The 17,315-nt window shown below is 35.6% G+C and carries 13 protein-coding genes and 1 tRNA gene; 13 read left to right on the forward strand and 1 reads right to left on the reverse strand.

Features of this window, described 5'->3' with window-relative positions; genetic code table 11:
- Positions 1-45: 45 nt before the first annotated feature.
- Positions 46-1,551 carry a DUF4394 domain-containing protein gene (locus ABD940_RS20065; protein WP_345207843.1) on the reverse strand — a complete coding sequence of 502 codons (1,506 nt, stop codon included), beginning with the start codon at positions 1,549-1,551 and terminating at the stop codon, positions 46-48.
- Positions 1,552-1,880: 329 nt separating this feature from the next.
- On the opposite strand from ABD940_RS20065, the gene tuf reads away from it, so the two are divergent.
- From tuf to ABD940_RS20130, 13 genes are all read left to right on the forward strand, one after another.
- Positions 1,881-3,092, forward strand: a complete 1,212-nt coding sequence (gene tuf / locus ABD940_RS20070) for an elongation factor Tu (protein ID WP_345207845.1) — start codon at positions 1,881-1,883, stop codon at positions 3,090-3,092.
- 54 nt (positions 3,093-3,146) lie between these two features.
- Positions 3,147-3,217: transfer RNA gene (locus ABD940_RS20075), tRNA-Trp, on the forward strand.
- A gap of 12 nt (positions 3,218-3,229) precedes the next feature.
- Positions 3,230-3,436 (forward strand): preprotein translocase subunit SecE, encoded by a 207-nt coding sequence (gene secE / locus ABD940_RS20080; RefSeq protein WP_029295580.1) that lies wholly within the window; start codon positions 3,230-3,232, stop codon positions 3,434-3,436.
- 21 nt (positions 3,437-3,457) lie between these two features.
- Positions 3,458-4,000 carry a transcription termination/antitermination protein NusG gene (nusG, locus tag ABD940_RS20085; protein ID WP_072883530.1) on the forward strand — a complete coding sequence of 181 codons (543 nt, stop codon included), beginning with the start codon at positions 3,458-3,460 and terminating at the stop codon, positions 3,998-4,000.
- Between the two features lie 218 nt (positions 4,001-4,218).
- Positions 4,219-4,665: a 50S ribosomal protein L11 gene (gene rplK / locus ABD940_RS20090; RefSeq protein WP_047399346.1), complete on the forward strand. Its 447-nt coding sequence runs from the start codon at positions 4,219-4,221 to the stop codon at positions 4,663-4,665.
- 11 nt (positions 4,666-4,676) lie between these two features.
- Positions 4,677-5,369, forward strand: coding sequence for a 50S ribosomal protein L1 (gene rplA, locus ABD940_RS20095; protein WP_062697382.1), 693 nt, complete (start codon positions 4,677-4,679; stop codon positions 5,367-5,369).
- 17 nt (positions 5,370-5,386) lie between these two features.
- Positions 5,387-5,983: a 50S ribosomal protein L10 gene (rplJ, locus tag ABD940_RS20100; RefSeq protein WP_345207851.1), complete on the forward strand. Its 597-nt coding sequence runs from the start codon at positions 5,387-5,389 to the stop codon at positions 5,981-5,983.
- Positions 5,984-6,027: 44 nt separating this feature from the next.
- Complete coding sequence (gene rplL / locus ABD940_RS20105) at positions 6,028-6,396, forward strand: 50S ribosomal protein L7/L12 (RefSeq protein ID WP_345207853.1); 369 nt, start codon at positions 6,028-6,030, stop codon at positions 6,394-6,396.
- Positions 6,397-6,943: 547 nt separating this feature from the next.
- Complete coding sequence (locus ABD940_RS20110) at positions 6,944-8,137, forward strand: hypothetical protein (RefSeq protein ID WP_345207855.1); 1,194 nt, start codon at positions 6,944-6,946, stop codon at positions 8,135-8,137.
- Between the two features lie 35 nt (positions 8,138-8,172).
- Positions 8,173-10,758, forward strand: a complete 2,586-nt coding sequence (locus ABD940_RS20115) for a T9SS type A sorting domain-containing protein (RefSeq protein WP_345207857.1) — start codon at positions 8,173-8,175, stop codon at positions 10,756-10,758.
- Positions 10,759-10,927: 169 nt separating this feature from the next.
- Positions 10,928-13,531 carry a T9SS type A sorting domain-containing protein gene (locus tag ABD940_RS20120; protein WP_345207859.1) on the forward strand — a complete coding sequence of 868 codons (2,604 nt, stop codon included), beginning with the start codon at positions 10,928-10,930 and terminating at the stop codon, positions 13,529-13,531.
- 457 nt (positions 13,532-13,988) lie between these two features.
- Positions 13,989-16,499 carry a beta strand repeat-containing protein gene (locus ABD940_RS20125; protein ID WP_345207861.1) on the forward strand — a complete coding sequence of 837 codons (2,511 nt, stop codon included), beginning with the start codon at positions 13,989-13,991 and terminating at the stop codon, positions 16,497-16,499.
- A gap of 24 nt (positions 16,500-16,523) precedes the next feature.
- Positions 16,524-17,060 carry a hypothetical protein gene (locus ABD940_RS20130; RefSeq protein WP_345207863.1) on the forward strand — a complete coding sequence of 179 codons (537 nt, stop codon included), beginning with the start codon at positions 16,524-16,526 and terminating at the stop codon, positions 17,058-17,060.
- Positions 17,061-17,315 lie beyond the last annotated feature (255 nt).

Below are 17,315 nucleotides of genomic sequence, written 5' to 3' on the forward strand. Positions count from 1 at the left end.
AAGTTTTCCGCGCTTCACCATTATTGAAATAAAAATATTATGAGTTTAAAACCCTAATCCTACTGCAAAAGCTTTTACACTATTCGGATAATCTGCAACTGAAGTTGCAGCTCCTGTTGATGTATTGACAGTATAAATTTTTGTAGCTGAACCTACTGAAGCCATTAAATAAGCTTTTTGGCTCATGCTTCCAATATCAAAACCGTTCGTGCTTGTAATATTGATTCCCAAAGAACCTGTTTCTACCAAAGTTCCGTTATTCGGAGGATTTTGCTGATATAATTTGTCTGTATTATGATCAATTACAAATAGAGTAGTAGCGGTGGTTCCTGCAAAATTATTGGTATAAGCTGCAGCACTTATCATTGCTCCGACAGGATTTATTGCAGTATCTACAGCTGTAATTCCTCCGGTTACAGGATCCAAACGAAGGTTTTGTCCTGTGTTGCTTACAACTCTTATTTTGTCGACGCTCGGATTGAAATCAAACCCGAAATCTGTTCCGGAAAGTAAAGTTGCAAAAGGAGATGTTCCAACAGAAGTTGCAGCGCCTGTTCCCAAATTGATGGTGTAAATTCTACTCGTACTTCCCAATGCATATAATTGTCCATTTAAAGGTCGGAAATCTATTCCTAAAATACTTTCACCACTTTGCAGACCGGTCACTGCTTTTGAAACTGGCATCGGACTGTTTGGATTGAATATTTGAAGATTATTAGAATTATCTATGGCATAAGCTACCGGTTCTGTAGGAATTGCCAAATCAATAATTGCCTGTTGAAGTAATCCTATACTTGTCGCTTTTCCGTTATTCAGATCCAGAATGTGTAATTTATCATTTAAAGCTAATAAAGCTGTGCTGTTATCATATTTAATATCAAAAGCAGCCTGTCCGGTAAACGTTGTTCCCAAACTTCCAACTTCTACTAAAGTCCCGTTATTTGGGGGATCTTGCTTAAATAATTTTCCCGCAGCAGGATCAATATCATATAAAATAGTAGAAGATGCTCCTGATTTGCTGTTTGTATAAGCTACTCCTGTTACTGATGGGCTTCCTGTTCCGTTAATAGAAGTGTCCATTGCGGCTAAAGCTCCTGTTTCCGGATGTAAACGCAGGTTTTGCCCGATATTACTTACTAAACGAATTCTGTCAACGGTAGGATTGAAATCAATTGAAGCTGTTGTTCCTGAAATTGCAGGAGCAAATGCAGTTGAGCTTACGACTCTGGCTGAAGCATTGGCAGTGTTAATAATATATAATTTACTGGCATTAGATAATGCATACAATTCTCCTGTCGCCGGTCTGAAATCTATGCTTAATAATTTTTCTCCTGATGGAACTCCTGTTACAGCCGTTTTTGAAGTGAAAGTTTTTGGATTGTTGGAATTAAAGTAGACAATTTCATTCATTGCAGTAAGTCCATAAACCATAAGATCGGGACCCTGAATCATAGTTTCCGACATGTTCATAGTATTGTCATCCGAATTGTCACACGAAAATAATGTAGTAATGGCGAACACAGCCAAACAAATGTGTAATAGTTTTCTCATAATATTAATTTTAGTAGTTGTATTTATATCTACGAGAAAAGATTTGCTACGGATTTTTAAAAATGATTATTTTGAAATTATCATTTTTTTATCATTTATTGTATTCATAATTAATAAGATAGTTAGGAATTTTAATAAAACGATAGGAAGTGATTTTTTCTATTAAGAAAAATGTGTAAATTTGCACTCTCATACATTGAAATATAAGGTTTGTACTTCATTGGATCTGAATATTGAAACTTTTTTTAATAAAAAGGTTTTGGTATTTAAAAATTCATTATATTTGCACACCGAAAATTTGAAAAACAATAAATAAATAATTTTAAATCATGGCAAAGGAAACGTTTAATCGTAACAAACCACACTTGAACATTGGTACTATTGGTCACGTTGACCATGGTAAAACTACACTTACAGCTGCTATTTCTGCTGTATTAGCTAGCAAAGGTCTTGCTGAGAAAAAAGACTTCTCTGCAATTGACTCTGCTCCAGAAGAAAAAGAAAGAGGTATCACTATCAATACTGCTCACATTGAGTACGAAACTGAAAATAGACACTATGCTCACGTTGACTGTCCAGGTCACGCCGATTATGTTAAGAACATGGTAACTGGTGCTGCTCAGATGGATGGAGCAATCGTAGTATGTGCTGCAACTGACGGACCTATGCCTCAGACAAGAGAACACATCTTACTTTGCCGTCAGGTAAACGTACCTAGAATTGTTGTTTTCATGAATAAAGTTGACATGGTAGACGATGCTGAATTATTAGAGCTTGTTGAAATGGAACTTAGAGACCTATTATCTACTTACGAATTCGACGGAGATAACTCTCCTGTAATTCAAGGTTCTGCATTAGGTGCACTTACTGCAGCTACTTCAAGCCCTGTTAACACAGAAGATAAGTGGTTCAAAAGCGTAGAAGAATTAATGGATGCTGTTGATACTTGGATCGAGCAACCAACAAGAGATATGGATAAGCCATTCTTGATGCCTATTGAAGATGTATTCTCTATTACAGGTAGAGGTACTGTAGCAACTGGTAGAATCGAGGCTGGTGTTATCAACACTGGAGATCCAGTTGATATCGTAGGTATGGGTGATGAAAAATTAACTTCTACAATTACAGGAGTTGAAATGTTCAGAAAAATCCTAGACAGAGGTGAAGCTGGAGATAACGTAGGTCTATTGTTGAGAGGTATTGAAAAAACTGACATCAAGAGAGGTATGGTTATCGCTAAGAAAGATTCTGTGAAGCCACACAAAAAATTCAAAGCTTCTGTTTATATCCTTTCTAAAGAAGAAGGTGGACGTCACACTCCATTCCACAACAAGTACCGTCCTCAGTTCTACGTAAGAACTACTGACGTTACAGGTGAGATCTTCTTACCAGAAGGTGTGGAAATGGTAATGCCTGGTGATAACTTAGAGATCACTGTAGAATTGTTACAACCAATCGCTCTTAACGTAGGTCTTAGATTTGCGATCAGAGAAGGAGGTAGAACAGTTGGTTCAGGTCAGGTTACTGAAATCTTAGACTAATCATCTTAAAATAAATAAAGCTTCCGAAAGGAAACTCTCGGAAGCTTTTTATCTACGGGCATCGTCCAATGGTAGGATACCGGTCTCCAAAACCGTTGATCAGGGTTCGAATCCTTGTGCCCGTGCAAATAATAATTATGAGTTCATTTATCGATTTTTTAAAAGGTTCTTATAACGAATTCAGACATAAAGTTGAATGGCCAAAATGGTCTGACCTGCAATCTTCTACAATTGTAGTGACTATTGCAACAGTTATCTTGGCATTATTTACTTTCGGAGTTGACGAATTGTTTTCTAAAGCAATTAGTAACATCATAGGAATGCTAATCAACTTGTTCAATTAATAATAAAAGTATTTTCCAAAAATGAGCGAATTGAAATGGTATGTGCTGAAAGCAATCAGCGGACAGGAAAATAAAGTGAAAAACTATATTGAGACAGAAATCAAACGTTTAGGGTTTGAGCAGTATGTTACTCAAGTAGTTATTCCTATGGAAAAGGTTATTCAGATTAGAAACGGAAAAAAAGTTCCTAAAGAAAGACCTTACTATCCTGGATACTTAATGATTGAAGCTGATTTGATGGGGGAGATTCCTCACGTTATTAAGAACATTCCCGGAGTTATATCTTTCTTAAGTTTAACAAAAGGAGGTGATCCTGTTCCAATGAGAAAATCTGAAGTAAACAGAATGCTCGGAAGAATGGATGAGTTGTCAGAATTTGCGAGTGATGTTGAAATTCCTTACGTAGTTGGAGAAAACGTTAAAGTAATTGACGGACCATTCAACGGTTTCAACGGAACAGTAGAAAAAATTCTTGAAGATAAAAAGAAAATTGAAGTTTCTGTTCTTATCTTCGGTAGAAAAACTCCAATGGAGCTTAGCTATGTACAAGTAGAAAAAGTATAAATTATACTTAAAAATATTCTAAAACCACTTATTGTAAAATGAGTGGTTTTTTATTTATTGATAATTTTTACTAAAAATAAAGAATATCAATTTGCTATTTCAAAAAAAATTCATAATTTTGCAATCCGAAAAGTAGGCTTACTTTATGTGAGTGCGGTAACCTGCTGAATAATAAATGCTTCCAAACTCATTAATTATTCAAATTTAAAAAACAAAAAATGGCTAAAAAAGTCTTTAAAATGGTAAAACTTCAGGTGAAAGGTGGCGCTGCCAACCCTTCTCCACCAGTAGGTCCAGCTTTGGGTTCTGCAGGTGTGAACATCATGGAGTTTTGTAAGCAATTTAACGGAAGAACTCAAGATAAGCCAGGACAAGTTTTACCTGTAGTAATTACAGTATACGAAGACAAATCTTTTGAATTCGTAATTAAAACTCCTCCTGCAGCAATCCAGTTAATGGATGCGGCTAAAATCAAGGGTGGTTCCGGAGAACCTAACAGAAACAAAGTAGGTGCTGTATCTTGGGATCAGGTTAAAAAAATCGCTGAAGATAAAATGACTGACCTTAACTGCTTTACAATGGATTCTGCAGTTTCTATGGTTGCAGGTACTGCTAGATCTATGGGATTAAGAGTAACAGGAACTAAACCAACTTTTAACGCTTAATACTTAGAGAAATGGCAAAATTGACTAAAAAGCAAAAGGAAGCTTTAAGCAAAGTAGAAAAAGGAAGAATCTATAACCTTGAAGAAGGTTCAGCTCTTGTAAAAGAAGTGAACACTGCAAAGTTTGATGCTTCTGTAGATATCGCTGTAAGATTGGGTGTAGATCCAAGAAAAGCAAACCAAATGGTAAGAGGTGTTGTATCTCTTCCTCACGGTACTGGTAAAGATGTTAAAGTTTTGGCTTTAGTAACTCCAGATAAAGAAGCTGAAGCTAAAGAAGCTGGAGCTGACTATGTAGGTCTTGATGAATATTTACAAAAAATCAAAGACGGTTGGACAGATGTTGACGTTATCGTTACTATGCCGGCTGTTATGGGTAAATTAGGACCATTGGGTAGAGTATTAGGACCAAGAGGTTTGATGCCTAACCCAAAATCAGGTACTGTAACTATGGAAATTGGTAAAGCAGTAACTGAAGTAAAAGCTGGTAAAATTGATTTCAAAGTTGATAAATACGGTATTATCCACGCTGGTATTGGTAAAGTGTCTTTCGATGCTGCTAAAATCAAGGAAAATGCTCAGGAATTGATCCAGACTTTGATTAAAATGAAACCGACTGCTGCTAAAGGAACTTATGTGAAGTCTATTTATTTGTCTTCTACAATGAGCCCAGGTATTGCAATCGATACTAAATCTGTTAACTAATTATAATCCTTAAGACAATGACAAAAGACCAAAAAGTTGTAGCGATACAAGAGATCAAAGATTTGCTTCAGGATGCTAAAGTAGTATATGTTGCAGATCTTGAAGGATTGAATGCTGGTAAAGCATCAGACTTCAGAAGACAGGCTTTCAAGCAAAATATCAAAGTAAAAGTTGTAAAAAATACACTTTTGCAAAAAGCAATGGAGCAAATTGACGGAGTAGATTTCTCTGAAATGTTTGTAACTTTCAAAGGTAACTCTGCTTTAATGATTGCTGAAACAGCTAACGCTCCTGCAAAATTAATCAAAGACTTCAGAAAGAAAGAAGAAAAGCCTGCTTTAAAATCAGCTTTCGTACAAGAAACTTTCTATGTTGGTGACAACAACCTTGATGCTCTAGTAAGCATTAAGTCTAGAGAAGAAATGATCGGTGAAATCATCGGATTACTTCAGTCTCCAATCCAAAGAGTTATTTCTGCTCTTCAAAACAAATCTGAAACTGTAGAAGCTACAACTGAAGAAGTTGCTGCTCCTGCTGTAGAAGAAACTCCTGCTGAGGCAGCTCCAGAAGCTCCTGCTGCAGAAAGCACTGACGAAACGCCAGCTGCTGAATAATTACACTCAAAAAATAATAAATAATCAACAAAAACATTACAACAATGTCAGATTTAAAAAATTTAGCTGAAACGCTAGTAAACTTAACAGTAAAAGACGTAAACGAATTAGCTGCTATCCTTAAGGATGAGTACGGAATTGAGCCAGCTGCTGCTGCAGTAGTAGTTTCTGCTGCTGGTGCAGGTGAAGCTGCTGAAGAAAAGACTGAATTCGACGTAATTCTTAAGTCTGCAGGTGCTTCTAAATTAGCTATCGTTAAATTAGTAAAAGATTTAACTGGTGCTGGTCTTAAAGAAGCTAAAGATATCGTAGATGGTGCTCCTGCTCCAATCAAAGAAGGTATCTCTAAAGACGAAGCTGAAGCTCTTAAGAAGCAATTAGAAGAAGCTGGTGCTGAAGTAGAATTGAAATAATTCTAGTTTACCTAAAATAATGAAGCCTGAACAAAAATGTTCAGGCTTTTTTTTATGCATGTAATAATATTTTTATCATCATTCTTTCAATTGTAATATATTATTGTTAAAGTTAATTAAACGATATTTTATTATAATTAAACTATTTTTATATTTTGTCTTTTAAATTTATTTATTTTATGTTAAAATTATTATTAATTTAAATAAATTAATAATAAAATATCATTTTAATTAAAAATATACTATATTTGTGTCTGAAAAAAACACACAACTTTGGATACAAATTATTCTCTTCTTCAGAGCAAAGCCTTGATTTTGCTCTTTAGTTTGATATTAATAATTAGGCTTATATATGAAAGGCGCAAAGCTTTTTATATGGGAGCTATCAAATATCAGGCTTTCCCAAACATTCCCAAATTCTATTTCAAGAAATGAGCTGAGAATAGCTTAATAAAGAAATTTAGATACACTGGATAAATTCAGTTTTAACTAAACTGTAGCTTCCTGTCTTTTTTAAAACACACAAAAAACAACAAATATCTTTAAAATGAGAGTTAAATTATTCGGATTATCAGTCTTGACTTTTCTCAGTGTTATGGGAAGTGCTCAAGTTGGTATTAATACAAATTTAGGACAGGCAACTTTGGATGTCGTTGGTTTTCCTTCCAGTACAAATAAACTTGACGGAATTATTGCACCAAGACTTACAGGAGATCAGCTAAGAGCGAAAAATTATACTGCTGCTCAGACTGGAGCAATGGTGTATATAACAACTTCGGATACGGCTCCTGCTGGTCAAACAATCAATGTTACAAGTTCGGGATATTATTATTTTGACGGAACAGTTTGGATGCAGACTACACAACCTCAGTCATCCGATTGGAAAATTGTGGGGAACTCAGGAACAACGGCTACCACATCAGCTTTGGGAGCTACGATTTCATCAGGTAATTTTTTAGGAACTACGGATAATCAAAACTTAGTTTTAAGTACAAATAATTCCGTAAAAGCAATTCTTGACGTTAATGGAAATTTAAGAGGAGGAAATTCGAATACTTCATCTCCTTATGCTTCTATTTCTTGGGGTTCAAATAATACTTTATCAAACAACACTTCATCGAATATAGCATTAGGAAGAGATAATACGGTCGCTGCACAGGCTGCGAATTTTCCCGGAGCGGCAATCGGCGCAAAGAATAGTGCTTTAAATGGTGCAAAAGTTATTGGTAATAGCAATTTTGCAACAGATGCAAATACGGTTGTTTTAGGTAATAACAATGGAACAGCTAGCGTCAATGTAAGTGGAATAAATGTAGGGAACTCAAATGTGAACTCAGGTGGTTTTGCTTTTGGAACGGGAAATAATGTTACAACTAATAATTACGCTTTCGGTAATGCCAACACAGCAAGTGGAGCGGGAGGTGCAATCGCTTTTGGTACAAATGCTAATGCAACGATACCTAATCAGACGGTTTATGCAAATACGGCTCATGCTTTTTCGGGACAGGGCGTAATTGGAACGGCAATAACTGATGTTGGGATCAATATGACACCTAGCGGAACTAATATCCCTGATTTGGAAGTAAGCAAGGGTATTTTAATAAAATCAACGGGAATTCCGGCGACAACAGATTGTAACGCAAGTAATGAAGGAGCTATTGTTTATGGAAAATCGGGAACATCAGGAAATTTCTACGGCTGCAAAATTTCATCAGGAGTCTATACTTGGCAAACACTTTAAAAAAATACACAAACTCTAACATAAATTAATTCAAAATGACAAAAAAATTATTCGAGAAAGTTGCGGCTTTGCTGATGCTATTGGCAATGTCTGTAACGGCTTTCGGACAGGGTTACACACCGATTCGAGGAATGGGTGTAGAAGCAAAACCTGTCAACGGAAGCGGAATTTGTCTTGCATGCTACAATGGCAGCATGAATCCTGTTATAGATGCAAATCTAGATAACAGCGTAAGTATGGGTAGCTTTGCTACTTTGGTAAGCGGAAACGGCATTTCTGTAAAAAACACAAATACAATATATCCTGCCGGTTTTATTACAGGTTTTAATGTTGACTTGGGGACAAGCGTTATTACAGCAAGTTTTTTAAGCAACTTAAGAATCAGTACTTATAAAGCAGGAGTTCTTCAGGAAACTTCAAATAGTTCGACTTTACTTTCTGTTCCTGCTTTTGGCGGTACGAAAACCAGAATTTTCTTGCATTTCAAAACAACTAAGGCTTTTGACGAAGTAAGATTGTATCAGGTAAATGTGCTTTCTGTTTTCAGTGCGCTAAATGTTTATTATGCTTTTGCTTTTGATCCGAACAAAGTTCCTGTGGAAACCAACGGAATTTGTGACGATATTATCGCAGGAAGCGGAGTAGACGGAAATGTTTCAGGAAGCAGTAATTTCCTTGCGCCTCTTTCTTATGTGAATGACAGAGAAAAAATTGGAGACGGAGATAAAAATTCTTACGGTTCTATTGTTTTGCCGGCTGGATTATTAGGATCTTATTCGGTGGGTGTTTTGGATAAAAACCAGGTATATCCTTCAGGAAATAAAGCCGGATTTGTAATTGAACCTGATGATCAGGGGAAATTATTAAGTGCTGAATTTTTAAAAAACATCACTATCGAAACCTATTTATTCGGGCAGCTGCAAGATTCTAAAAACTTATCTGATGGAGGAGGACTAATCAATATTAAAGTATTGAGATTTGGTTCCAACAAACAAAAAATTTCCCTTACAACAACTAAACCTTTTAATGAGGTTAGATTAAAAATAACTCAGACTCTGGGTGTAAATTTTGGTGCTTTGAAAGTTTTCTATGCATTTGAAGAACCTCAAAGCTGTGACTGTAATGAATATATTCAGACTTCAGGAACTGCAAGATTGGGAGAAATTGTTCCCGGTGCATCTTGGACAGGAGCTTCGGGCACAATTTTCGGACTGACAAATATTACCAATACAGACAACGTAGTTGATACAAATACTTCAAACTTTGCAACAGTAAATTTTTCGCCAATAAATCTTTTAACTCCAACGGTAAGATTAACGGTGAAAAGTAATACGGGAGAATATCCTGTAGGAACTTTCGGAGGTTTTACATTGACAAAAAGTGCTAATTTATTTACAATTAATGCTTTAGATTATATTACAATTACTTTTTATAAAGGAACAACAGCTACAGAATCCAGAACTGCCGGCGGATTATTCAGCGGGCAGTTCATTACTTCGGCTTCCAATCAGTTTTATGTAGGTTTTACGGCAACAAAACCGTTTGACAGAATGAAAATTGAAATCAACCCGGGAATTGGGATTACGTTGGCTCAACAATATTACATTTATAATGCTTTTGTTCAGCTTGATGATGATCAGGATGGAGTTCCAAACTGTAACGATAGATGTCCGAACGGAAATGACAGTATTGACAATAATGGAAACGGTATTCCTGATTGTGCGGAGGGTTGTTCTGCTGTAAATGACAAATCATCAAGTTTAGACAGCGACGGAGACGGAATTGTTGATGCTTGTGATAAAGATTCTGATAATGATGGAATTCCTGATGCATTGGAAGATCTTAACGGAAATGGAAAATTTGAAGATGATGATGTGGATGGTGACAAATTAGTTATCGCAGAATTAGGTGACGGAATTTCAAGTTATTTAGATCTTGATTCTGATAATGACGGAATTTTAGATTTATTTGAATCCGGAATCCCAACTTCTGTGATCGATCAAATCGATGCAGATCACAATGGAGTTATAGACAATGGAGTTGCAGTTGGAAACAACGGAATCGCTGATGTTTTAGAAACTTCACCAGATTCAGGAATTATGAAGTATCCATTAAGAAATACAGATGGAGACGACAAACCAGATTTTGTTGATTTAATGTCTAATAATATTGATTATGATCTTTACACAATCGGAAAAGACAATCTTGATACATTAGGCGGTGGGTTTATTTCAACAATTAACGATGCAGACGCAGATGGAATTCAGACGGTTGTAGATACAGATCTTGTAAAAAGAGGTGCTCCAAATTCGCCACTTTCTCCTTATGCTTCTTTCGCTAAAAAAGGTGAAATGACGGCTAAGTCTTCAATTTCTGAAGTGAAATCTGTTGCGAATGATATTAAGGTATTTCCAAATCCTGTAAAATCTGGAGAAAACTTAAATGTAAAATCTGGAGAAGAGGGAACTTTCACAATGTTCTCAGCTCAAGGACAATTAATCAAATCAGGCAAATTTTCAGGTGATGCTACAATCAGCACATCCTCTTTGCCGACAGGCATGTATATTATCAAAGTAGAAACAAAATCGACAGTAAAGTCGTATAAGGTTATCGTACAATAGTTTTTTAAGAGCAAACGTTTCTACTTACGGACCACTCGAAAGGGTGGTTCTTCCTTAAAATCAATACTATATTTTTCACAGAATGTAAACAGATATTATTCTTCAGGATGATATCGGGGAATATTTTGGTTATTATTCAAATTAAAATTTAAACACAAAAAAAACAAAAATGAAGAAAATTTTCTCCTTAGTGACTACAATGCTATTTGTGGCCATAACATTCGGACAAAATTACAAACCTATTCGTGGAATGGGAATTCGGGCATATCTTGCTCAAAACGGACAATGTGTAACAGCAAATTCTTCCAATATCAATAATGTAATTGATGCAGATACAGAAACAGGTTCTTGTTTCGGAACTCTTTTGAACAATGGAGGGAACGGAATTTCGGTTGTTAATAATAACACAACATATCCTGCAGGTTCAATTGCCGGATTTAATGTTGATGTTACTAATAATTCAATGACTTCTGCTACATTAAGTTCACTTTCGATCGCAACATATAAAAACGGTGTTCTTCAGGAAACCTCTTCTGTTTCTACTTTGTCTTCTGTTCCGGCTTATGGAGGACAAAAATCCAGATCGTTTTTACATTTTAAAACAACAAAAGCTTTCAACGAAGTTCGATTGTTAAGATCAAACAATACTTCTTGCAATTCCTTGAATGTGTATTACGCTTTCACTTGTGCTCCCAATGTAAAACTTGAGAACAATGGAATTTGCGACGATATTATCGGAGGTTCATTTGCAGATTTAGACACAAATATTTCTTGTAGCAGCTCGATTTCGTCAACTTCGGTTGTGACGGACAGAGATAAAATCAGCGATGGCGACAAAAGTTCTTACGGAACAATAACGTTACCTTCAGGTTTTACGGGAAGTTACAGCATTGGAGTTTTCGATAAAAGCCAATATTATCCGGCGGGAAATAAAGCTGGATTTGTGATTTCTCCGGCAAATTCAAATTCTGTTTTTACAGAAAAAGTGTTGAATAATTTTGTCGTTGAAACCTATATGTTTGGTCAGTTACAAGATTCTCAGTCTTATGCCAACGGAATGAATATCTCTGCAATGAGTCTTGGTGGAAACAAACAGAAAATTTCTATTACAACTACGAAACCTTTCAACGAAGTAAGATTAAAAATTATTCAGAATTCTTCTTGCTCGAATATGGGGGCAATCAGAGTATATTATGCTTTTGAAGAGCCTCAGAGTTGTGACTGTATTCAATATCTTCAGTGTAATAAAGCAGCGCCTTATAAGGGTATGATCGTTTCGGGAAATCTTCCGAACGGTGGATATTATTGTGGAAAACGTGAACCTTGGACAGGAACCTGGAGTACTTCATCTTCATATTTAGGGATGTATAATGCGGAATATGTAACAGATTCAAATCCTTCAACGTATGCAACTTTTTCTATTCCTTCCAATAAAAATAATTTAACAGGAAGCGTCACGGTAGAATCTGTCGGAACAATTTATCCGGTGGGAACGTTCGCAGGTTTCACAATTGGTAAAAATATTTCTACAGATTGGAGTTCTTTGGGAACAATTTCGATTCAATTATATAATGGAAATACTTTAGTTGAACAAAAAAGTACTTCAGGTGATCTGAAATTGATCACAATTTCAGGAGGAAAAACGATGGTTGGATTTAAATCTACAAAACAGTTTAACCGCATCAGAATTTCAATAAAACATACTGCGAAGATTTGTCAGTGTATTAATTATTATATCTACAATGCTTTTGTAGAAATAGATTCTGATGGAGACGGAGTTCCTGACTGTAAAGATATTTGCCCGAATGGTGACGATAATATCGATACAGATGGAGATGGAATTCCTGATGCTTGTGATACGAAAAGCTGTATTTCCAACAGTGATAAAAGTTCGACAATAGACTCTGATGGAGACGGAATTCCTGATGCTTGTGATCTGGATTCTGATAATGACGGGATTCCTGATGCTTGGGAAGATCTGAACGGAAATGGAAGATTCGAAGATGATGATGTGGATGGTGACAGCTTGGTAATTCCTGTGTTGGGTGACAGTGTTTCAAGTTATTTGGATCTTGATTCTGATAATGATGGAATTTTAGATTTATTTGAATCTGGAATTTCAAGTGCTGTGATCGATCAGATTGATGCAGACCATAACGGAGTTATCGACAGTGGAGTTGCAGTTGGAAACAACGGAATTGCAGATGTTCTGGAAACTTTCCCAGATTCCGGAATTATGAATTATGCATTGAGAAATACGGATGGAGACGATAAAGCTGATTTTGTTGATTTAAAATCTAATAATACAGATTTTGATCTTTACTTAATTGGAAAAGATAATCTTGATATTCTTGGAGCCGGATTTATCTCAACAATAAATGACTCAGATGGAGATGGAATTCAGGCAGTTGTAGATACGGATCTTGTGCAAAGGGGTTCTCCGAATTCTCCGCTTTCGCCTTTTGCTTCGGTCAAAAAACTTGCAGGAAAAATGGCAAAAACAGCTGAAAAAATTTCAGAAACAAAACCTGTGGAAACAATCATTAATGATATTAAAATTTATCCAAATCCTGTAAAAGCTGGAGAAAATCTTAATATTAGATTTAATGAAGACGGAAATTATATATTGTTCTCAGCGCAGGGACAATTGATTAGATCAGGGAAATTCTCAGGAAATTCCGAAATCAACACTTCTTCAATACCTTCAGGAATGTATTTGATAAAGATTGATACAAAATCGACTTCGAAATCTTTTAAAATTATAGTGAAGTAATTTTGAGGTAAATTAATAAGGGCAGGTCATCCAGAAATGGATGACCTTTTTTTATGGTTTATAGAAATATTTCTATGTTTTCATTAATGCATATTTAAAATATGATTAATATTTTTAACTAATAATCATTTATTTGTTTAAAAAAATCTACATATAATGCTTTTTGATGAATAAAAAAGTGTTAAAGTTTTGTTTGTCAACATGATTTAACACCATGTGGTGATTTTTATAAGTATAATTTAATATTTTTGCGAAAAATTTTAATATAAATACGTTATATAATTAAAAATTTTAATATAAACTCTCTATGTACCTCAATTTACAATTTGTTCACAATTTATTTCGAAGGAATTTTAGGAATTTTTCATTTTTGGATGATTTGTTTGCTAATTTTTTATTTAGAAAATTCGATTTTATTAAAACTAAAATTTTTGTTCAATTTTCAAATTCAAAGAAAATGAAGATTAATTATAGTATTTTGTTCTCTTTGTTTTTAATATTTGGTGCGAATATTTTTTTGTTTTCTCAAAGTTCAAGTAAACTTTATCTTTCTTCTGCAGGAACAGGTTTTGTATACGACATTACAGGTTCTACACCATCTACTGTATCCGCAGCTTTGCCGGCAGGTATTACAACACCTTCTTATTATAATGCAAATAATGCGGGGGCTGTCAGTAATTTGGCGGTTGGATATGATGATACACAGGCAAGTAGACCTTTAGTTTTTCTGAATTCTAATACAGCGGCTAGTAGTCCAATATTAAAAAATGGTGTAGCTACAGGTTTAACATTACCAATCCAAATCGGTGGACTGGGTACTAATAATGTAATTGGTTCATATTTTGGTCAGGCTTTCGGGTTTAGTGGAAAAAACCTTTATAGATTATACCCAACTGTTTCTGCGACCCCAATGGCAATTACAGGTGATGCTATCTGGAATGCTGCAACTTCAACTGTTTTTGCAAGTGATACATTTTATGATTATCAAAATAATGTATATACACTTCTTCAAAATGTAGTAGGAACAACATACACAAGGTATTTATATCGTATAGCAATTACAAGTGCAACAACGGCAACGGCGACGCAGGTAGCTACGATCTCAGGACCTGTTGGAGTAAGAAATACAGATGCTGATACTAGTACCAATACCAATACGGGTAACGTCAGAGGAACTGCGTATCTAAATGGCTATGTATTTGCAAGTTCGGGAAATGGTAACGATGGTGTAACATTATATAGAATAAATATTGCTACAGGGGTTTCGGAATATTTGGCACAATATACTGCTACAGGTTTGAGCGCATCAAATATTGATTTGGCTTCTGTAGATTATTTTCAGCCATTTACATTTACTTGCGGATCTATCGCATTGCAGGGAACTTCTCCTTATGTGGCAGGAACTTCTTCAACAAGAACTTTGAGAATTCCTATTTCAAATATTTATGCACCGGGAACTTATACGATTAATGTTACAGGGACGGATTTTACCAATCCTGCATATTCAGCGACGATTACTTCTACTTCAACATTTATTGATGTGCCGCTTGTATATAATGGAACGGGACAAGGAGGTTATCGTACATTAACAGTAGATTTGAATGGAAGTACAACAACATGTACTTACCAAGCATTTATTGATGCAGATTCTGACGGAGACGGTATTCTGAATAGTGTAGACCTTGATGATGATAACGACGGAATATTAGATAGCGCAGAAGGTTGTACTGCAACGGTAACAATGGCTTTGGTTTCTGGAGCAACGGCGACAAGTTTAACGAATACAAATACTGCGATTGTTCCTTTAGTTCCTCCGGGAACTACATTGCCTGGAGGTGGAGTAACACTTACGAAAACTGCAGGTACAGGAAATACATGGAGTACATTTACTCCTGGTGTGACAACTGCAACGATGACTGTGAATGGATCTCAGACTTCTTCTTTCTCAACAACATATCTGGATCTTACAGGGACAATTCCAAGAACTTTAAATATTAATTTTGGAGTTACGGCAAACTCAATCAGTTCAAATAATAATCAATATCAATATGTTATTGGTATAGCTGGATTAGGAGGTGAAGGTAATTCTGTTACTAATACTTTCTCTGTTCCGCTTACAGTTGCAAGTAATGCGAATGTATTTAATACGAATTTGTATTCTTTATTAAATGGTACAGTTTCTACCACACCAGGAGCTTCAGGTACTGTTTTTACTACGAATACACCTTTAGGTACTGCGCAAGGATATACATTTTTCCTTGTACCTGCAGATGTAGCTTCTTTAACTATGACTTGGACGGGGAATAATGATCCTCACGGAATTATATTTGGTGTATATAATGCAAATTGTACAGCGGATGCGGATGGTGACGGTATTCCGAATCGTCTGGATCTTGATTCTGATAATGATGGTTGTCTTGACGCGATGGAGGGCGATGAAAATGTTGCGTATAGTATGTTGGTAAATGCACAGGCGGGTCTTAGTGTGGGTACAGGTTCTTCAGCTTCAAATCAGAACTTATGTGCAACAGCAAGTTGTGTAAATGCGAATGGTGTTCCAAATCAGGTAAATGCAGGAGGTGCTGCAGATATAGCGGGAACTCAAGGACAGGGAATTGGTGATTCTCAAAATGCATTGATATCTTCATGTTATTGCTATAAACCGGTTGTTACAACAGGAGGAACAGTTTTGAATACACTTCAGGGCGTTACTTCTTTGGGAAGAGCAGGAGCGAGTAGTGCTAATTGGCCAATGGTAAGAAAAGGAGCTTGGACAGCATTGGAATCTAAGACTAAAGGATTTGTTATTAACAGATTGACAACGGCACAAATCGCAGCAATTCCAGCTGCTAATCTCGTAGAAGGAATGATGGTTTACAATACAACATTAGATTGTTTACAGGTAAATACTACAGGTACTGCAGGAGGTTGGGCTTGTTTTAATATACAGACGTGTCCTACTAATTAATTTTAAAATTGAAAAGAATAAAAAATGAAAAACATATTTGTTATAGTATTCATGGTGTTTTCAGAAATTGCTTTTTCACAAGTAGCTATTGGGAAAACGTCGGTTTCTTCAGCATCGGTTTCTTTAGAATTTGGAACAGCAAACCGAGGAATTATTTTACCTTGGGTAACTTCAGCAGCTTCGGTAACTGGAGTGGTGAACGGAACAATGATCTATGATCTTGCAGATAAAAAAATAAAAATTAAATATGCAAGTGCTTGGAAAGATCTTTCAATAAATGCAGCTGCGGGAACTACTGTTGATCCTTTAACAAGTGTAGACGGAGTTTTGATTCAAAATGCAGCTACAGAAAATGCAAATGCAAAAATGGCTATCGGTACGCTGACTTCTACTCCGGGTATTTTAGTATTAGAGGCAACAAATAGAGCTATGATTTTACCTAAAGTAGCAAGCCCGCATCTTAATATTATTAATCCTGCACCTGGAATGATGGTGTATGATACAACCAATAAACAGCTTGCAGTTTTCAACGGTACAGCTTGGACATTTTGGAAACAATAAAATAATTTTTAGTTGAAAATAATTTAACCACTTCATTTTGAAGTGGTTTTTATTTGTGTGTATTGATAAATTTTTGTAAATTTGCAGTCTCTTTTGGCGCGAATAATTGTTTGTAAATCTATAAAATATTGAATATCACCTCTTTCATTTAAATGAAAGGGCTTTCATGTGTATAGATCTTGCGGCGACTCTGCCTCAAAAGTAATAAAAATATTTTGCATTACGCTGTGAAAAGATATACCAGCGTTGCAGTTA

This window comes from Chryseobacterium ginsengisoli (assembly GCF_039542325.1).
GTDB lineage: Bacteria > Bacteroidota > Bacteroidia > Flavobacteriales > Weeksellaceae > Chryseobacterium > Chryseobacterium ginsengisoli.